This window comes from Streptomyces lasalocidi, from assembly GCF_005280215.1.
In the GTDB taxonomy this organism is placed as follows: domain Bacteria; phylum Actinomycetota; class Actinomycetes; order Streptomycetales; family Streptomycetaceae; genus Streptomyces; species Streptomyces longwoodensis.
Genome location: NZ_SZNQ01000001.1, coordinates 7,615,122 through 7,632,385, shown reverse-complemented (window position 1 = coordinate 7,632,385; position 17,264 = coordinate 7,615,122). Strand labels below are relative to the sequence as shown.

General features: G+C 73.5%; 15 protein-coding genes. 6 read left to right on the top strand and 9 right to left on the bottom strand.

From position 1 onward, the window contains the following. Positions 1–6: 6 nt before the first annotated feature. The 5 genes from E4U91_RS34340 to E4U91_RS34320 all read right to left on the bottom strand — a co-directional run bounded on the left by E4U91_RS34340 (position 7) and on the right by E4U91_RS34320 (position 5,462). Positions 7–1,308: a cyanophycinase gene (locus E4U91_RS34340; RefSeq protein ID WP_137310409.1), complete on the bottom strand. Its 1,302-nt coding sequence runs from the start codon at positions 1,306–1,308 to the stop codon at positions 7–9. Between the two features lie 170 nt (positions 1,309–1,478). Further along, complete coding sequence (locus E4U91_RS34335) at positions 1,479–2,759, bottom strand: M20 family metallopeptidase (RefSeq protein WP_137310408.1); 1,281 nt, start codon at positions 2,757–2,759, stop codon at positions 1,479–1,481. Further along, a complete protein-coding gene (locus tag E4U91_RS34330; RefSeq protein WP_137311156.1) occupies positions 2,756–3,508 on the bottom strand; it encodes an amino acid ABC transporter ATP-binding protein in 753 nt (250 codons plus the stop codon). The genes E4U91_RS34335 and E4U91_RS34330 overlap by 4 nt, the downstream gene beginning before the upstream one ends. Positions 3,509–3,516: 8 nt before the next feature. Next, the gene (locus tag E4U91_RS34325; protein WP_241678785.1) at positions 3,517–4,506 is read right to left on the bottom strand and encodes an amino acid ABC transporter permease; all 990 of its coding nucleotides are present in this window, start codon (positions 4,504–4,506) and stop codon (positions 3,517–3,519) included. Beyond that, positions 4,503–5,462 (bottom strand): ABC transporter substrate-binding protein, encoded by a 960-nt coding sequence (locus E4U91_RS34320; protein WP_137310407.1) that lies wholly within the window; start codon positions 5,460–5,462, stop codon positions 4,503–4,505. The genes E4U91_RS34325 and E4U91_RS34320 overlap by 4 nt, the downstream gene beginning before the upstream one ends. Positions 5,463–5,743: 281 nt before the next feature. On the opposite strand from E4U91_RS34320, the gene E4U91_RS34315 reads away from it, so the two are divergent. The 6 genes from E4U91_RS34315 (at position 5,744) to E4U91_RS34290 (ending at position 13,793) form a co-directional block, all read left to right on the top strand. Then, positions 5,744–7,180: a hypothetical protein gene (locus E4U91_RS34315; RefSeq protein ID WP_241678784.1), complete on the top strand. Its 1,437-nt coding sequence runs from the start codon at positions 5,744–5,746 to the stop codon at positions 7,178–7,180. A 183-nt stretch (positions 7,181–7,363) separates the two neighbouring features. Then, a complete protein-coding gene (locus E4U91_RS34310; RefSeq protein WP_137310406.1) occupies positions 7,364–8,032 on the top strand; it encodes a TetR/AcrR family transcriptional regulator in 669 nt (222 codons plus the stop codon). Positions 8,033–8,236: 204 nt separating this feature from the next. After that, positions 8,237–9,391, top strand: coding sequence for an alkane 1-monooxygenase (locus tag E4U91_RS34305; RefSeq protein ID WP_137310405.1), 1,155 nt, complete (start codon positions 8,237–8,239; stop codon positions 9,389–9,391). 92 nt (positions 9,392–9,483) lie between these two features. After that, complete coding sequence (locus E4U91_RS34300) at positions 9,484–10,713, top strand: glycoside hydrolase family 88 protein (protein ID WP_137310404.1); 1,230 nt, start codon at positions 9,484–9,486, stop codon at positions 10,711–10,713. A gap of 99 nt (positions 10,714–10,812) precedes the next feature. After that, a complete protein-coding gene (locus E4U91_RS34295) occupies positions 10,813–12,507 on the top strand; it encodes a glycosyl hydrolase family 28-related protein (RefSeq protein ID WP_137310403.1) in 1,695 nt (564 codons plus the stop codon). Next, positions 12,504–13,793, top strand: a complete 1,290-nt coding sequence (locus E4U91_RS34290) for an alginate lyase family protein (RefSeq protein ID WP_137310402.1) — start codon at positions 12,504–12,506, stop codon at positions 13,791–13,793. The genes E4U91_RS34295 and E4U91_RS34290 overlap by 4 nt, the downstream gene beginning before the upstream one ends. Before the next feature lie 40 nt (positions 13,794–13,833). Here E4U91_RS34290 and E4U91_RS34285 read toward each other — a convergent pair whose 3' ends face one another. The 4 genes from E4U91_RS34285 to E4U91_RS34270 form a co-directional block, all read right to left on the bottom strand. Then, a complete protein-coding gene (locus E4U91_RS34285) occupies positions 13,834–14,859 on the bottom strand; it encodes a polyprenyl synthetase family protein (RefSeq protein ID WP_241678783.1) in 1,026 nt (341 codons plus the stop codon). Continuing rightward, entirely contained in the window at positions 14,856–15,896 is a 1,041-nt protein-coding gene (locus E4U91_RS34280) for a tetratricopeptide repeat protein (RefSeq protein WP_137310401.1), read from the bottom strand. The genes E4U91_RS34285 and E4U91_RS34280 overlap by 4 nt, the downstream gene beginning before the upstream one ends. A gap of 250 nt (positions 15,897–16,146) precedes the next feature. Continuing rightward, entirely contained in the window at positions 16,147–16,671 is a 525-nt protein-coding gene (locus tag E4U91_RS34275) for a hypothetical protein (RefSeq protein WP_137310400.1), read from the bottom strand. An 82-nt stretch (positions 16,672–16,753) separates the two neighbouring features. Beyond that, positions 16,754–17,128, bottom strand: coding sequence for a hypothetical protein (locus E4U91_RS34270; protein ID WP_137310399.1), 375 nt, complete (start codon positions 17,126–17,128; stop codon positions 16,754–16,756). Between the last annotated feature and the right edge of the window lie 136 nt (positions 17,129–17,264).

Genomic DNA, 17,264 nt, shown 5'->3' with positions numbered 1-17,264 from the left:
CCGGTGTCAACGCGGCGCGATGTCGACCCGCAGGCCGAGGAGCGTGCGGGCGTGGGTGCCGTCGGCGGTCCAGGCGGAGAACCCGCCCGCCTTGGTGAAGGTGACCCGGAAGCGCGGTCCGGACTCCCAGGTGGTGGCCGTGGCGGTCCGCTGCGCCCGGGTCTCGGCCAGGGCGCGGGCCGTCGCGCGGAACCCGTACGGCGTGCCGTCCGGATCGGCCGCCGAGTGGAACACGTCGGTGGCGACCGGGACCGGTTCCGTGCCGGCGGGCACGAGGCACCGCTTGTCCGGCGCCGGAAGGGCGCGCCAGGTGCGGGCCTCGTAGCGGTCGCCGTCCGTGAGGTAGCTGTACCGGGCGCCGGTGAGGCTCCAGCCGGACCCGGTCGTGCGGGTGCGGGCCTCGCGCAGGTCGAGGACGGAGACGCCCTGGGGTCCGAGCACCGTGATGCGCTCGTGCCGGGTGCCGGGGTGGTCGACGACGAGGGCGGTGTTCTCGTCCAGGGCGTAGACGCGGTCGTGCCCGGTGTCGGCGGCCAGCCGCAGCGCCCGGCCCTCCCGTCCGTACACCCCGGTGTGGGTGTCGAGGAGGCCGGAGCGCAGGAAGCCGAAGCCGCCCCGCGGGATGTACGCCAGGCGGGTGGCGTCGTCGAAGTAGCCCGGGCTGCTGCCGTCGCGCAGGCCCTCGTACGACTCGCCGCCGCTGACCATGTCGGGCCCGGAGGCGATCTGGGCGCCCGCGGACGAGCCGGCGACCACGGCGCCCCGCGCGAGCTTGGCCCGGATCGCGGCCAGCACCCGGGAGTCGGTGTGCCGCTCTCCGTTCAGCAGACAGGTGAGGTAGCGGTACTGGTCCCCGCCGCCGAAGAAGAAGCCGGTCATGGACTCGACCTGGGCGACCACCTCGTCGGCGTCGGCGGCGGGGACGTGGTCGAGGTCCACGGGGATCCACTGGGCGTCGGCCGCGCCGTGGCGCTCGAAGAGCCCGGCGTAATAGGCGCCGTTGCAGGCGGAGTTGCTGCACAGGACGGGGTCGGCCGCGTCGGGGTCCTGGCTCTCGGGCACGGAGGCCGCGGTGATGACGCCGATGCGCGCGGCCGCGCCGCCGGCACGCCGGACGATCTCGCCGTAGACCTGGGCGTTGTCGTCCTTGAGGCCGCCGCCGACGAGGACGAGGGACCCCGGGGTGGGTGTCGTCCCGGCCGGGACGGCCCGGGCGGCGGGTGCGGCGGACAGCAGGCCGAGGCCGAGGGTGGCGGCCCCGCCGGCCAGGACGGTGCGACGGGTCGTGCGGGGCGGGTCGGTACGCATGACGCCTCCAGGCGTGAACGGGGTGGTGTCGTGACCGCCCGTCGCCGTACGCCGGTTGCCCGGTCGGGTACGGCGGCGGTGGCGGTCTCCCGCCGGGTGGTGATGCGGCGGGTGTGGGGTGGTGCGGGCACGCGGGGCCTTCGCGTGGACTGCTGTGAGCGGGCCGGCCGTCAGTGCGCGAGACCGGCGTCCCCGGGCTCCGTGTGTGCGGGAACAGCGTCCCCCGGTGCCGTGTGCGCAGGACCGGCGTCCCCCAGTGCGGTGATCAGTGCCGCCAGCAGGGCGACGCGCGGCGCGACGCTGGAGGTGTCGAGCCACTCCTGCGGGGTGTGGTCGGCGCCGCCGACCGGGCCCAGCCCGTCCAGGACCGGGACACCCGCCCCGGCGATCAGGTTGGCGTCCCCCACCCCTCCGGTGGCGGCCGCCCCGAGCGTGATGCCGAGCGCGGCGGCGGCCCGCTGCGCCGTGTCGAGCATGCGCCGCGCCGCGGGGGTGTCCTCCATGGGCGGGCACAGGTCCAGTTGCTCGACCTCGACGGTGGTGCCGGGGACGGTCGGACGGCCGGCGACCTCGTGGATGGCCTTTCTGGCGTGCCGGATCCCCGCGACGGTCGTCGCGCGGACCTCCACGCGCAGCTCCGCCCGCGGACAGACGATGTTGGCGCGGGAACCCGCCCGTACGACACCGACGTTGACGGTGACCCCGTCCCACCTGCCGTTGAGGGACTGGATGCCGACGGTCAGGTGGGCGGCCTCCAGCGCGGCGTTGGCGCCGCGTTCGGGTTCGATGCCGGCGTGGGCGGCGCGCCCGGTGACGGTCAGCCGGAAGTCGGCGACGCCCTTGCGGGCGATGACGAGGTCACCGTTCTCCCGGGCGCACTCCAGGCCGAGTCCGTGGTGCACGCCGATGGCGGTCTCCTCGATGACGGCGCGGGCCGCGGGCGAGCCGATCTCCTCGTCCGGGGTGGCGAGGAACACCAGTTCCTGGTAGCCGTCGGCGCCGTGTTCGTCGAGGACCTCCAGTGCCGTGAGCCCCGCGAGGAGGCCGCCCTTGTCGTCGCTGACACCGGGACCGTGTGCCGTGCGGCCGTCGAGGGTGAAGGGCCGCGCGGCCGCGGTGCCCACTTCGAAGACGGTGTCCATGTGGCCGGCGAGGAGGATCCTGCGCCCGCCGTCGGACTCCCGCAGCGCCCCCCGCTTGCGGGCCACGAGGACGTCACCCGAGCCCCGTCCCCGGGCGGGGGCGGCGGGCCGGATCCGGTCGACGGCGAACCCGAGGCGGTGCAGGCGGCGTTGCACCCAGTCGGCCACCTCGTTCACGCCGTCGGCGTGGTAGGAACCGGAGTCGATGGAGACGAGTTCCGCGAGGTCGGTCAGGTACCGCGCATGGCGCGCGCGGGCCAGGGCCAGGAACTCCGCGGCCAGTTCCCGCCGGCGGGCCGGGGCGGTCACAGGACCTTGGACAGGAAGGCCCGCGTGCGTTCCTGTTCCGGTTCGACCAGGACCCGGCTCGGGTCACCCGCCTCGACGACGACGCCCTCGTCCATGAACACCGCCGTGTCGCCGACCTCGCGGGCGAAGCCGATCTCGTGCGTGACGACGACCATCGTCATGCCGTCGGCGGCCAGTCGTCGCATCACGTCGAGCACGTCACCGACGAGTTCGGGGTCGAGGGCGGACGTCGGCTCGTCGAACAGCATGACCTTGGGCCTCATCGCCAGGGCGCGGGCGATGGCGACGCGCTGCTGCTGGCCGCCGGAGAGCTGGGCCGGGTAGTGGTGGGCCCGGTCGCGCAGCCCCACCTCCTCCAGCAGCACCAGTCCCTGCTCCCGGGCGTCGGCCCGGGACGTTCCGCCGACCCGTACGGGCGCCTCGGTGATGTTCTCCAGGGCGGTCATGTGCGGGAAGAGGTTGAAGCGCTGGAAGACCATGCCGATGTCGCGGCGGCGCTCGGCGACCTCCCGCTCGCGCAGTTCGTGGAGACGGTCGCCGTGCCGGCGGTGGCCGACCGGTTCACCGTCGACGCAGAGCCTGCCGCCGTCGATCCTCTCCAGGTGGTTGATGCAGCGCAGGAAGGTGGACTTGCCCGAGCCGGAGGGGCCGAGGAGACAGCACACCTGTCCGCGCTCCACGGTCAGGTCGATGCCCTTGAGCACCTCCAGCCGGCCGAAGTGCTTGCGCACCCCTTCCGCCCGCACCATGGGGGTGCTCATCGGCCGCCCTCCTTGACCTCGTCGTTCGCGACGTTGTTGACGTTCCGCTGGGGGAACAGGCCGCCAGCGCCCGCGAACAGGCGGCGGAACGGCGAGACGTGCCCGCCCCGTGCGCTGCCGCGTCCGTAGCGGCGCTCCAGCCAGGCCTGGGGAACGCCCAGCACCGTGACGAGCGCCAGGTACCATGTGCTGGCGACCACCAGCATGGGGATGACCTGGTAGTTCTGGGCGTACACGTCCTGGATGTTGGACATCAGGTCGTGGGCGGAGATGACCGAGACGAGCGCGGTCATCTTCAGCATGTTGATGGTCTCGTTGCCCATCGGGGGGATGATGACGCGCATCGCCTGCGGCAGCACGATCCTGCGCAGGGTGAGGGCGGGGCGCATGCCGAGGGAGTGCGCGGCCTCGGTCTGTCCGGGGTCGACGGACTGGATGCCGGCCCGGACGATCTCGGAGGCGTAGGCGGCCTCGTTCAGACCGAGGGCGAGCAGCGCGGCGACGGCCGGGGTCAGCAGCGAGTTGGTCTCGGCCTGGAAGAACGTGACGTGGGTGAAGGGGATGCCGACCTTCACGTAGTGGTACAGCGCGGCGGCGTAGCCCCAGAAGATGATCTGCACGAGCAGCGGGGTGCCGCGGAAGACCCAGACGAAGCCGGTGGCGATGGCGTACAGCACCGGACTGGCGGACAGCCGCATGACGGCGATCAGTGTGCCGAGGCCGAGCCCGAGGGCCATGGCGGCGGCGGTCAGCCAGAGGGTGGTGGTCAGGCCGTCGAAGACGAGCGGGGCGAAGAGGTGGTCGCCGACGACGTCCCAGTGCACGTTGTCGTTGCGGGCGAGCGAGCCGACCAGTCCGACGAGGGCGGTCAGGGCGAGCACCGTGGCGATCCAGCGGCCGTAGCTGCGCACCGGTACGACCTCCAGGTCCGGTGTGCTCCGGTCGTCGGCGGGCAGGGTGCCGAGCGGGGGCTTGGTGTCGATCACTGCTGGTCCACCGCCGCGTTCTTGGTGGCTTCGCGCACCGCGATGGAGGCCACGCCGTACTTCTCGAAGATCTTGGTGACCGTGCCGTCGTCGATCAGCGCCTGGAGCGCCTTCTGGATCGCCGTGGTCAGCCCGGGCTGCTGCTTGCTGACGGCGATGCCGTTGGGCGTGGCGTCGTAGCCGCCGGGTGCCTGCGGGTCCTCGACCAGGTCGAAGGCCTTGCCGCCGTCCGCGGCCTTCGCGACCCAGCCGGCGGCGGGCTTGGTGAGCAGCTGGGCGACGACCTTGCCGGCCCGCAGGGCGAGCTGGGCGTCGGAGTCCTTCGGGAAGGTCTGGATGTCGATGCTGCCCCTGCCCGCCTTCGCGCAGGCGCTCTGCCGGGACTTGAGCAGGTCGAGCTGGTGCGTCGCGGCCTGCACGGCGACCTTCCGCCCGCACAGGTCGTCCAGGACGGCGATGTGCTCGGGGTTGCCGTCGGCGACGAGGACGGCGGAGCCGGACCGGGAGTAGTCGACGAAGTCGACGACCTGCTGCCGTTCCTCGTTGTCGGTGATCGCGGACATCGCGGCGTCGAACTTGCCCGCCTGGATGCCCGGGACGATCCCGTCGAACTTCTGCGGCGTGAACGCGAACGTCACCCCGAGCTTGGCCCCGAGTGCCTGTCCGAGGTCGTGGTCCAGGCCGGTGAGCGCGCTGTCGCCCTCCTTCACGTACATCTCGAAGGGCGGGTAGGGCACGTCGGTGGCGACCCTGACCCGGCCCGCCTCCTTCACCCGCTCCGGCAGCAGGTCGTGCAGCGTGCGGTCCTTACTGATCCGCACTCCGGCGACGGATGCGGGTCCGTCCGCCGCGGCGGGTTCGGGCGCATCGCTGTCCGAGCAGGCGGAGAGCACGGCAAGGGCCAGAGCCGCCGCGGCAGCGGCGGCCGCGGCGCGGGGGACGGAACGAGCGTTCATCGCGGTCGAACCTCTCGGGGGAGAACTGCCGACGGGATCCAGCCGTCGGCGACACAGCAAGGAAAGTACAGATGAAGCATGTCAGTGGCTAGATGTAACTCGCGTTACGTTCCCATAACGCGCGTCCAAGCGTCGACAAAGGCGGCACAACGTGGCCATAGCGCGCCGTCAACGCACAAGAGAGGCCCGGGCGATGACGGGTGACGTCATACATATTCTCGCCCACTGCTTCTCACTGTATGTTCCGCTACACCTCTTCCGCGACTCCGTGAGGAGCTCCGATGGCCCGTTCCCTTCCCCGCCGAGTGCCGCGTCGTGCTGCCGCCGCCGCTCTCGTCCTGACCGCCCTCACCGCCTCGCTCGTCTCCCAGCAGCCGGCCCACGCCGCCGCGCAGCGCGTCCGGCTCGGCAACGCCGGCGACGTCGACCGGGCCTCCTGGAGCGGGCCGGCGTTCACCATGAACGGCGCCGGAGCCGTCGTACCGGCCACCCTGTCCAGGGCCGTGGACGCCATCCGCGGCGGCACGGGCAGCCTCGACGTGGTGGTCCTCGCGGGCTCCGCGCCCACCTCGGGCAGCAGGACGCCCGAGTGCGACACGGCGATGACCGTGACCGGGGTGAACTCCTGCACCACCTGGACCCTCAGCACCGCCGCCGACGGCAACGACAGCCAGGTCGACTCCGACGTCCGCAAGGCCGAGTTCGTCTACTTCGCCGGCGGCGACCAGTGCCGGTACGCGGCGTGGAAGGGCACGGCCCTGGAGGCGTCCGTGGAATCCGTGGTCGCCAAGGGCGGCGGCTCCGGCGGCGGCAGCGCCGGTCACCACGTCAACAGCCCCGTGGTGTACGACGCCTGCAACGGCAGCGTCACCAGCGCCGAGGCGCTGGCCGACCCGTACGACAGGGCCATCACCTTCACGACCGGCCTGTTCCAGTGGCCGGACTACGCCGGCGTGATCAACGACTCGCACTTCGTGACCCGCGACCGCATGGGCCGCACCATGGCGTTCGTCGCCCGGGCGGTGAAGGACGGCCTCGTCACCGGCGGTGCCGCCTGGGGCGTCGGCGTGGAGGAGGGCGGCTCGCTGTTCATCGACCGCGACGGCACGGCCACCGAGTACGGCAAGGACGCCTACGTCGTCCTGGGCGACCACCAGCCGGAACAGGCCGCCCCGCGCCAGCCGTTGACCTACTCCGGCTTCAAGATCTGGCGCCTCGCGCCCGGCACCGCGTTCGACTTCAGGCACCGGCCGACCTGCGGCTACTACCTGCGCAGCGTGGTCGGCGGCGTGCTGGACGCGGACCCGTACAGCGGTACGCCGGTCACGGACTGCGGCTCCCCCACCGGCTCCGCCCTGACCGAGAGCGAGCCGAACGACACCCGGGACACCGCCGACGACGCCACCGCGCTGCCGTCCCCCAAGGTCCTCACCGGCACGATGAAGTCGGCGACCGACCGCGACCACTTCGCCGTCGGGCTCGCCTCCGGCCGGACGGCGGCCGTGAGCTGCGCCGTGCCGGCCGCCTACGACGCCGACCTGTACTGGCTGGACTCCGCCGGACGCACCGTCGCCCGCTCGGTGAACGACGGCGCCGGTGCGGACGAGGCCCTCAGCTTCACCCGGACCGCCTCCGGAACGGGCACCTACTACCTCGACGTGGAGGCCTACAGCGGGTACGGCACCGCCCCGTACTCGTGCACCGTGACCGATGCCTGACCTGATGGGGCATCAGAACGTTGACAGTGTGATCCGTTTGTCAGCGGCGGCAGGTCGCTGACAGGCTCGGGCTCCCCCCAAGGGTGCGTCTCCGCCTTCGCCGGGCGGCAGGCGGAGACGCGCCGCCCCGGGCGGCCGCCCCGTCCGGCGCCCCCGTGAGGACCGGATGCGAGGAGGGACATCGTGGAGGACGCGTCGTCCGCCCCGGCGGAGGGGCGCGCCGCGGCCGCCCTGCCGCCCCGTGCGGCCTGGCGGAGGAAGATGCGCGACGACGTCCTGGACGCGGCGCGCTCCATGGCCGCCGAGCGGGGCTGGGACTCCGTGAGCCTGTCCCAGGTGGCGGAGCGCGCCGAGGTGTCCCGGCCGTCGGTGTACAAGGAGTTCGGCAGCCGCGGCGGACTGAGCCGGGCGCTGGTGCAGCGGGAGGCCGAGCGCTTCCTCGGCGGCGTGGCGGCGGCCCTGCAACGGCCCGCCGCGACCGCGTCGGACGCCCTGTCCGCCGCCGTCCTGCACGCCCTGGGACAAGCGCGGGACAACACCCTCGTCGCCTCGGTGGTCCAGGCGGCCCGCGAGGGAAGCGACTCCCTGCTGCCCTACCTGACCACGCGCTCGGAGCCGGTGGTCACCGGGGCCCGGGAGTTGGTGCGGTCGTGGTACCAGGCGCACTACCGGCACCACGACGACGTGCGGACGGACCAGGCGGCCGACGTCATCGTGCGCCTCACCCTGTCCTGCATCGTGCTGCCTCCCCCCGCCCACACGCTGCATGAGACGGCCGAACTCATCACCGCCGCGGCCCTCGGGGTCCTGGAGCGGCGACCCCACCCGGCCGGTCCGGGCGAGGCACAGTGAACTGACGGTACGTCAGAACGTTGACAACGCGTCCCCGATTGTCAGCGGCGACCGGTGGTGCCACGCTCTGCCAGGCGTCCGGATCCCGGACCCGTACTCCCCGGGCACCCCCGGCGGCCGACGAGCCGCCCGGCGCCCCGCACCCACCGGCATCCGGCGGCGCACCGCGTCGCGGAGCCGTCGTCCCCCGAGGAGCGCAGCACGATGACAGCCCCGTCGACGACTCCCCCTCCCGCACCGGCCGTCCCGCCCTGGCGCGACCGCAAGCGCTACGCGTGGCTGCTCGGCCTCGCCGTCCCCACCCTGCCCTTCCAGGCCGCGGCGCTGGTCGCGGCCACCGACTGGGCGCCGCTGTGGTGGTGGGGGCCGTTCTTCGCCTTCGTGCTCATCCCACTGCTGGACACGGTGATCGGCCCGGACCGGGAGAACCCCCCGGACGAGGCGATCCCGCTGCTGGAGCAGGACCGCTACTACCGCTGGTGCACTTATCTGTACCTGCCGCTGCAGTACGCCGGTCTGGGCTACGCCTGTCTGCTCTGGTCGCGGGGCATGGCCGTGCCGGACGCGCTGGGGCTGGCGGTCACCGTGGGCGTCGTGGCGGGCGTCGCCATCAACACCGCCCATGAACTCGGCCACAAGCGGGAGACCGTCGAACGCCGCCTGGCCCGGCTGGCGTTGGCCCAGGCCGGTTACGGCCACTTCTACGTCGAGCACAACCACGGGCACCACGTGCGCGTGGCGACGCGCGAGGACCCGGCCAGTTCGCGGCTCGGCGAGAGCGTGTGGGCGTTCCTGCCGCGCACGGTCCTGGGGAGCCTTCGGTCCGCCTGGCGCCTGGAGGCCCGCCGCCTGGACCGCCGCCGGCAGCGCACCTGTTCGCGCCACAACGAGGTCCTCACCGCCTGGGGACTCACCGCCGCGCTCTACGCGGTGCTCGCCGTCTGCTTCGGAGCGGTGGTCCTGCCCTGCCTCCTGCTCCAGGCGGCGTGCGGCATCCTGCTGCTGGAGACGGTCAACTACCTGGAGCACTACGGCCTGTTGCGGGAGCGACGGCCCGACGGGCGGTACGAGCGGGTCGCCCCGCGCCACAGCTGGAACAGCAACAACACGACCAGCAACATCTTCCTGTACCAGCTCCAGCGGCACTCCGACCACCACGCCAACCCCCTGCGCCGCTACCAGACGCTGCGCCATTTCGACGAGGCACCGCAACTGCCGTCCGGCTACGCGTCCATGATCGTGCTGGCCTGGCTGACCCCGCTGTGGCGACGGGTGATGGACCCCAAGGTGCTGGCGCACTACGGCGGCGACGCCCAGCGGGCCAACCTGCACCACCGTCAATGGCGTTCACGCATCTGAACTTTATGCACATGGGTGTACCGGCTCCCCTCCCCTGTGTCACGCTCCTGACAACTTCCCGCCAGTCGTCACGAGTTGGGGGTCTCCCACGCATGGCCGTTTCCCGGCGCACAGTGCTCACCACGGCGGCCGCAGTCACCGCCGTCCAGGTCCCCGCCGCACCAGGCGCCCGAGCCGCGACGGTGGTGCCGGCGTCCGCGGAGGTGAGACGCACCCTGGAGTCCGCGGCGGAGTACGCCGTCGAGAAGGTACGGGCCGTCGCCCCGCAGGTCACCGGCTTCCCCGTCGGGACGAAGTTCGAGAAGTGGGTGTACTCGCAGAACGGCGACTGGGTCGGCGGCTTCTGGCCGGGCACCCTGTGGCTGGCACACCTGTACAGCGGCGACACCGCGCTGCGGACGGCGGCCCTCGACTGGGCCCGTCGGCTCGCTCCGCGCCAGTACGACACGACCACCCACGACCTCGGTTTCCTGTTCAGCCCCTCGTGGGTCACGGCCTGGCGGCTGACCGGCGACCCGTACTGGCGGGCGGGCGCCCTCCAGGCCGCCGACACCCTGGTCCGGCGCTTCCATCCCCGCGGACGCTTCCTGAGGGCCTGGGGGCGGCCGGACGAGGCCGCCAACGCGGGGCGCGTCATCATCGACACGATGATGAACCTGGACCTGCTGGCCTTCGCGAGCCAGGAGTCGGGGGACGGCCGGTACCTCGACATCGCCGTCCAGCACGCGACCACCACCCAGCGCCACTTCCCCCGGCCCGACGGCTCCACCCCGCACGTGTTCGACTTCGACCCGGACACCGGCGCCCCCGTCGGGCCCGGCACGGTCCAGGGCTACAGCCCCGCGTCCTGCTGGTCGCGGGGCCAGGCCTGGGGGATCTACGGCTTCACCACGATGCACCGCCGCACCGGCGACCCCGCGTTCCTGGCCACGGCGCGCCGACTGGCCGACTTCGCCGTGCACGCGCTGGGCAGTGATCACGTACCCGTGTGGGACTACCGGGCGCCGCAGCAGCCGTACGACGTCAAGGACGCCTCGGCGGGCGCTGTCATGGCCTGCGGGCTGTGGGACCTGTCCGCCGTGACGGGCGAGCGCGCCTACCGCGACGTGGCGCTGCGGCTGCTCACCGCGCTGTCCCGGACCTGTCTGACCCGTGCGTCGGCGCGCGCCGACGCGGTCGTCGCCCGGTGCACCCGCAACCGCCCGGCCGAGGACGGGGTGGAGATCTCGCTGCCCTACGCCGACTACTACCTGCTCGAAGGTCTCCTGCGCGTGCTGCGGCCCCGGGACGCCGACCGGGCCCTCGACCTGTCGGGCCACTGACCCGTCAGGACGTGCGAAGAGCCCCCGGGGAGCCGCCGGCCGGTGCTCCCGTGCCACCGGCCGGCGGCGCCCCACGCGAGAGAGCAGGAGACGCACGAGATGAACGGCAACGACACCGCAGGCACCCCGGGCATCAGCAGGCGCACGCTGCTCGGCGGTGCCGCCGTCGGCGCGCTCGGCGCCGTGACCGCCGCCGCGGTCCCCGCTGCGGCCGATCCCGGACAAGTACCGGATGTCTGGCGCGAGTTCACGCGCGACCCCTTCCGGCACCCCCAGATCCCGTTCGTCGGACGGGCCGGGTACGGCGGCGGGGCGCCCCGGCTGCCCCGGCCACCGGTCGTGGCCGACGTACGGGACTTCGGTGCCGTCGCGGACGGGCGGACGGACTGCGCCCCCGCCATCAACCGTGCGCTCGCGGCCGCGGGCGAGGCGGGCGGCGGCACGGTCACCGTCCCGGCCGGCACCTTCCGCATCGACGGCCTGATCCGCCTGGGCCACTCCCACGTCGTGCTGCGCGGCGCCGGCAGCGGCCGGACGACGCTGTACGCGACGAAGAACCTCACCGAACTGATCGGCCCGTACGGCTCCCGCTACGGCGGCGACAAGTCGTCGTGGTCCTGGGCGGGCGGCCTCATCTGGCTGGCGCCGCAGGCCCGTTGGGAGTCGCTGACCGAGGCGATCAGGGCCCGGCAGTGGCCGTTCGAGGGCTGGACCGGCAACCGGCGCGACGAGTGGCGTGCGCTCACCGCCGTCGCGCCCGCCCGCCGAGGCGACCGGACGGTGACGGTCGCCGACCCGGCGGGCCTGCGCCCCGGCGCCCTGGTCCTGCTGCGCCTCGCCGACGACGCCGGGCACACCCTGCTGCGGCACATGGCCGGGGACGGGCCCGGCCCCGCCGCCTACACCTGGTCCGACAAGTCCAAGCTGCTGTCGTACGTCCCCTACGAGTGGCCGGTCCGCGTCACCCGGATCCACGGCCACAGGGTCACCCTGGAGCGCCCCCTCCCCCTCGACGTGCGTCCCGAGTGGGAGCCCCGACTCACCACGCACGTACCCGAACTGACCGGGGCGGGCGTCGAGGGCCTCACGCTGGAGGCGGTGGAGACTCCGCAGCGCCCCCACCTGCTCGACCTCGGCCACAACGGCGTCGTCCTCCAATGCGCGTACGACTGCTGGGTCGACGACGTGACGGTCCGTCATACCGACAACGGCTTCGGCCTGGTCGCCGCCTCCGCGTGCACCCTGCGTCGCACCCGGGTCGCGGGACGCGGCTCCCACCACCCGTACTTCTGCCGGGAGGGCTCGCACGACAACCTGATCGAGGACTTCACCATCGAGGAGCGCACCTCCCCCGCGCCCGCCGGCACCCAACTGCACGGCATCAACGTCGAGGGACTGTCGTCGTACAACGTCTGGTCCCGGGGGGACATGCGCATGGGCACCTTCGACAGCCACCGCGGGCTGCCGTTCGCCGACGTCCGCACCGACATCACCGTGACCAACGACGGCCGCCACGGCGGCGACGCGAGCGCGGGCCCCCTGTTCGGCGCCCGCTTCACCCACTGGAACATCCGCGTCACCAACGGGCGCGCGGGCCTGATGAGGATCGACGGCCTGGCCCCGTACTCCGCGACCGTCGGCATCAACGAGGTCCGCGAGTTCGACCAGACCGACGTCCCCGACTTCGACGGCGACCTGCACAGCCGGCTCGAGCTGTACGGCACGAGCGGCGTGGTGCGCCCACGCAACCTGTACGAGGCCCAGCGGGCCCACACGAAGGGAGCCGGCCGATGAGGACCGCGCACCGCAGGGCCGCCGTCCTGGTCACCGCCATGGCCGCGTGCGCCGCGCTCGTCACCGGGGGCGCCTCACCCGCCGCCCCGGCACCGGCGGCGCCCGTCGCGCACGGCGTCCCCCGCACCGTCGTCCTCGACGGCGCCCGCCTGCACCGCACGAAGGTCCGCCTGGAGCACGGTGACGCCCGGCTGCGGCGGGCCGCCCGGGCCCTGACCGCGCGCGCCGACACCTGGCTCGGGCAGGGTCCCTGGACGGTCGTCGACAAGCCCCGCCCGGCACCCGGCGGCGACGTCCACGACTACCTCAGCCAGGCGCCCTACTGGTGGCCCTCCCGGCCGCCGGGACCCGACAACCCCTGGGGCTGCCCGTACGTGCAGCGCGACGGACAGCGCAACCCCGAGGTCGACACGGGCACCGACCGCCAGGACCTGGAGAAGGTCGTCGACTCCGCGTACGACCTCTCCCTCGCCTGGTACTACACCGGCGACGGCCGCTACGCCCGCAAGGCGTCCCAGGTGCTGCGCACCTGGTTCCTGGACCCGGCCACCCGCATGAACCCCCAGCTGGACCACGCCCAGTTCATCCCGTGCCGGTACGACGGCCGGGCCATCGGCATCATCGACTTCTCCCAGTCGTACACCGGCGTCCTCGACGCGATCGCCCTCCTGGACACCGGCGCCCCCGGCTGGTCCGCCGGGGACCGCGCCGCGATGGCCCGGTGGAACGAGGACTTCCTGCGCTGGCTGCGCGACAGCGACTTCGGCCACCAGGAGGGCGCCGCCACCAACAACCACGGCACCTTCTACGACCTGCTGCTCGCGGCCCTCGCCTGTGCGACCGGCGACGAGGACCTGGCACGGCGTACCGCCCGGCAGGCGGCGGCCACACGCGTCACCGCCCAGATCGCCGCCGACGGCAGCCAGCCCCAGGAGCTGGCCCGCACCCGGAGCTGGCACTACTCCGCCTTCACCCTGGTCGCCCACACCCGGCTGGCCGCGATCGGCCGGCACCTGGGCGTGGACCTGTGGGGCTACGAGGGTCCCGCCGGACAGAGCCTGTTCAAGGCCGTGGACTACCTGCTCCCCGCCGCGACCGGGGCCGCCGCCTGGCCGCACCCGGAACTGGAGTTCCACCGCTACGCCGCGACCGACGTCGTCCACGCGGCCGCCGACGCGGGAGACACCCGGGCCCGCAAGGCCCTGGCGTCCCTGGAGGCACCGCCGGGAGGCGACCTGTGGCTGCTGCGCCCGGCACCGGAGCAGCTGGACTCGATCGCGGGGTGAGCGTCCGGGCCCGCCCGGTGGCCGCTCCGGCCGTCGGCCCTCACCGGCTGCGCGCCACCACGCCGTCCAGCAGCGCGCGCAGGTCTCGCACCGGCCGTGCGGGAGCGCTGATCCGGTCGAGTTCCGCGAGCGCCGCCGCGCCGCACCGCCGCGCCACCGCGAGCGCCGCCGCGCGTCCGCCCGCTTCCTCGGCCAGCTCCGCCGCCCTGGCCACGTCCCCGTCCGCTTCGAGCAGGGCGGCGAGACGACGGGCGGCGGGGCGGTCGCTCTCCAGGGCGGACACCACCGGCAGGGTCTTCTTCCGCTCGCGCAGGTCCCCGTGGACGGGCTTGCCGGTGACGGCGGGGTCGCCCCACGTGCCCAGCACGTCGTCCGCGATCTGGAAGGCGACCCCCGCCTGCCGCCCGGCCCGGTCGAGGCCGGCCACCACCGTGGGGGACGCACCGCCGAGCAGCGCCCCCAAAGCCAGCGAACAGCCCAGCAGCGCACCGGTCTTGCCCTCGGCCATGGGCAGGTACTCCGCGCTCCGCACGCGGCGTGGACCGGTCCACGGGCGCCCGGCGAACAGCAGGTCGTCGGCCTGTCCGCGCACCAGGTCGCCCAGCGCCGCCGACAGCAGCCGTACGGCCCCGGCTCCGCCGGCGGACGTGGCGAGGGTGTCGACGGCCTGTGCGAAGAGGGCGTCGCCGGCGAGGACGGCGGGGCCGGTCCCGTACGCCCGCCAGACGGCGGGACGGCTGCGCCGCACCGGGTCGCCGTCCATGACGTCGTCGTGCAGGAGCGAGAAGGTGTGCACCAGTTCCACCGCGACGGCGGCGGGCACCCCCGCCTGCGGGGGCGCTCCGGCGATCTCCGCCCCGAGCACGGCCAGTGCCTGCCGCAGGCCCTTGCCACCGGGTGCGGTGACCGGTGCGCCGCCCACGTCGCACCAGCCGAAGGAGTAGGCGGCCATCTCACCGACCCAGGGGTGCAGCCGGCCGACGGCCTCGCGCAGCGCCGGCCGGGTCAACCGGGCGCACCGGTCGACGACTTCGGCCGGTGACGCCGGTGCGTCCGTGACCGTCACGCGGAGACCTCCCCGTCCGGGACGAACTCCGCCTGGGCCCGGGCGACCATCTCCCGGGCGTGCCGCAGTCCGATCCGCTCGGTCAGCCGGGCCAGTTCGGCGAGTTCGGCCGCCGTCCCGGCCCGGTCACGGCCCAGTCGGGCCAGTGCCTTGGCCAGCCCGAGCCGGGCCAGCGTCTCCCCGCGCGGCTCGGTCATCTCACGGAACTCCGACAGTGCCTCCCGGTACAGGTCACGGGCCTCGGCGTACCGCCCGGCGCGGTAGAGGACGTTGCCGCGCATCTTGAGGTTGTAGGCGAGGGCGCTCTTCAGCTTCATCTCCCGGCACGTCGCCTCGGCCTCCGACAGCAGGGACAGGGCCCGCTCGGTGTCGCCGTCCCGCACGGAGACGACGTCCGCGAGGCCGCGCAGGGCCCAGGCGTGCCCACGCCGGTCCTCGGCGCGGGCGGATATCTCGGCCGCCTCCGCGAACAGGGCGTGGGCGCTGTCGTACTGGCCGGTGTTGCGCCGCATCTGGGCGATGCCCTCCAGCGCCCAGACCGTGTGGCGGGCCTCGCCGCGCTTGCGGGCCTCGTCCAGCAGTTGCTCGTGCAGCCGGCCCACGGCCTCGTAGTCGCCCTGGATGCGGCCGGTCTCGGCGAGACCCGCCAGCGAATAGCCGCGGACGACGACGTCGCCCGCCCGTTCGCCGACTTCGGCGGCGAGTGCCAGGAGCCGACGGGCCAGCGGGAACGCGCCCCGCTGTCGGGCCAGGGTGCCGCCGCTCCAGAGCGCCCAGGCCATGCCCGCGGGGTCCCCGGCCTCCCGGGCCGTGCGGTAACTGGCCTTCCAGGCCCGCTCGGCCTCCCGTACGTGCCCGAGGCGCCGGTGCGCCTCGGCGACGGCCAGGCCCGTGCGCGCCGCCTCGGCGGTCCGTCCGGCCCGCACGGCCTCCTGCATCTGCTCGGTGCCGGCCGCGAGCACGTCCGCCAGCGGTGCGTTGACGGACAGGGTGGTGAGGGCGCCCTGGTACTCCGGGGCGAATGCCTTGCCGTACATCGAAGCCTTTCTGTTCGGTGTACCGGACCCGTGTGTATACACCCCACGTATACATGAGGTGTATAGTCCGGCGGCCGTGGGCCCTTCCGTGGAGGAGGGGGTGGGAGGGGCTGCGGCCCGTTCGTCGTCCGTCAAGACGGAGGATCGCGGTCCGGGGTTGCCTCCGGTGATCGAGGAAAGGCGCGGCACGCCCGGCGCACACCAGCCGGGCGGCGGGCCCCATGAAGAGGCCCACCGCCCGGCGTCCGCGTCAGCGGCTGCTCGTGGTCTGGATGTCGACGACGCGGTTGTAGCGCTCCAGCAGCACGAAGAGCTTGGTCGTGTGGGCCGTGGTCCCGCTGCCGAACGTCAGGGTGACCACGACCTCGTGGCCCATGCCCACGGCGCCGTTGTCGGTCACCGTCCAGCGCGTCGGGACGTTCTGGGCGCGCAGGACGCCGTCGGCACCGTTGGTGTTCTCCCAGGCCGCCAGCCGGGTGGCGAAGTCGGGCGTCAGGTAGTGCGCGCGCAGGGCCTTGGCCAGCGTGGCGTCCGGGTCCGCGTAGTCGCCCTTGGCGTCGATGTAGGCGCCGTAGAAGTCGGCGACCCGGGTGAGCGGTTGGCCCTGCGCGCCGGTCACCGGCTGCGGTGCGGCGGTGGCCGTCCTCGCCGGGGCGGGGACGGACGCCTGGGCCGACACCTGGGTGGACACGCCGAGTCCGACGGCGAGGGCCAGGGCGGTGGCGACGGCGGCGCGGCGGCCCGGGCGGTTCCGCCGGGAGGAGTGCGTGGTCATGTGGGTCTTCCTTCTCTGTGCGGGTTTCTTCGTGCAGGTCTTCTGTGCGGGTTTCTCTGTGCGCGGGATCGGCAGGTCGTCGTCAGCAGGCCGAACTGGTCGAGATCCGGATGCCCGTGACGCTGTAGGCGTTCGAGAAGACGGTCTCGCTGTTGGGCGGCAGGCAGATCGAGGACCCGTCCTGGAGCCGAAGGTGGGCGACGTCGTCGTTGCGGGTGTTGACGACGTGGTAGTGCGGGCGGGACCTGACCGTCTGGTAGGAGCTCGTCACGTCGCGGTACTTCGTGATCGGCGTGCCCGCGTCGTAGGCCTGCTCGTCCACGTAGAAGCAGACGTAGGGGTACGGGCAGCCATGGGTGGCCGGCTCCGCGTGGGCCGCCGGGACGCCGGTCAGGGACAGGGCCACTGCGGCCAGGCCCACGCCGGCCAGGCGTGCCGGCTTGCGGACGGAGTCCATCGAACCTCCAGGGAGAAATGGTGAATTGGCAGTACGAAGCCGTGCGGGCGGCGGTCGGTGCGCGCTCGCAGAACGGTCTCGGGGGCGGCACCGGCCGGTCTGGCGACCCGCGGCCGGTGCGACACCAAGAGCATCG

Bases quoted from the DNA above. Each gene is read 5' to 3' on its own strand.
- E4U91_RS34340 (WP_137310409.1), bottom strand. From the start codon at position 1,308: ATGCGTACCGACCCGCCCCGCACGACCCGTCGCACCGTCCTGGCCGGC.
- E4U91_RS34330 (WP_137311156.1), bottom strand. From the start codon at position 3,508: ATGGTGCGGGCGGAAGGGGTGCGCAAGCACTTCGGCCGGCTGGAGGTG.
- E4U91_RS34320 (WP_137310407.1), bottom strand. From the start codon at position 5,462: ATGAACGCTCGTTCCGTCCCCCGCGCCGCGGCCGCCGCTGCCGCGGCG.
- E4U91_RS34315 (WP_241678784.1), top strand. From the start codon at position 5,744: ATGGCCCGTTCCCTTCCCCGCCGAGTGCCGCGTCGTGCTGCCGCCGCC.
- E4U91_RS34305 (WP_137310405.1), top strand. From the start codon at position 8,237: ATGACAGCCCCGTCGACGACTCCCCCTCCCGCACCGGCCGTCCCGCCC.
- E4U91_RS34300 (WP_137310404.1), top strand. From the start codon at position 9,484: ATGGCCGTTTCCCGGCGCACAGTGCTCACCACGGCGGCCGCAGTCACC.
- E4U91_RS34295 (WP_137310403.1), top strand. From the start codon at position 10,813: ATGAACGGCAACGACACCGCAGGCACCCCGGGCATCAGCAGGCGCACG.
- E4U91_RS34290 (WP_137310402.1), top strand. From the start codon at position 12,504: ATGAGGACCGCGCACCGCAGGGCCGCCGTCCTGGTCACCGCCATGGCC.
- E4U91_RS34280 (WP_137310401.1), bottom strand. From the start codon at position 15,896: ATGTACGGCAAGGCATTCGCCCCGGAGTACCAGGGCGCCCTCACCACC.
- E4U91_RS34275 (WP_137310400.1), bottom strand. From the start codon at position 16,671: ATGACCACGCACTCCTCCCGGCGGAACCGCCCGGGCCGCCGCGCCGCC.
- E4U91_RS34270 (WP_137310399.1), bottom strand. From the start codon at position 17,128: ATGGACTCCGTCCGCAAGCCGGCACGCCTGGCCGGCGTGGGCCTGGCC.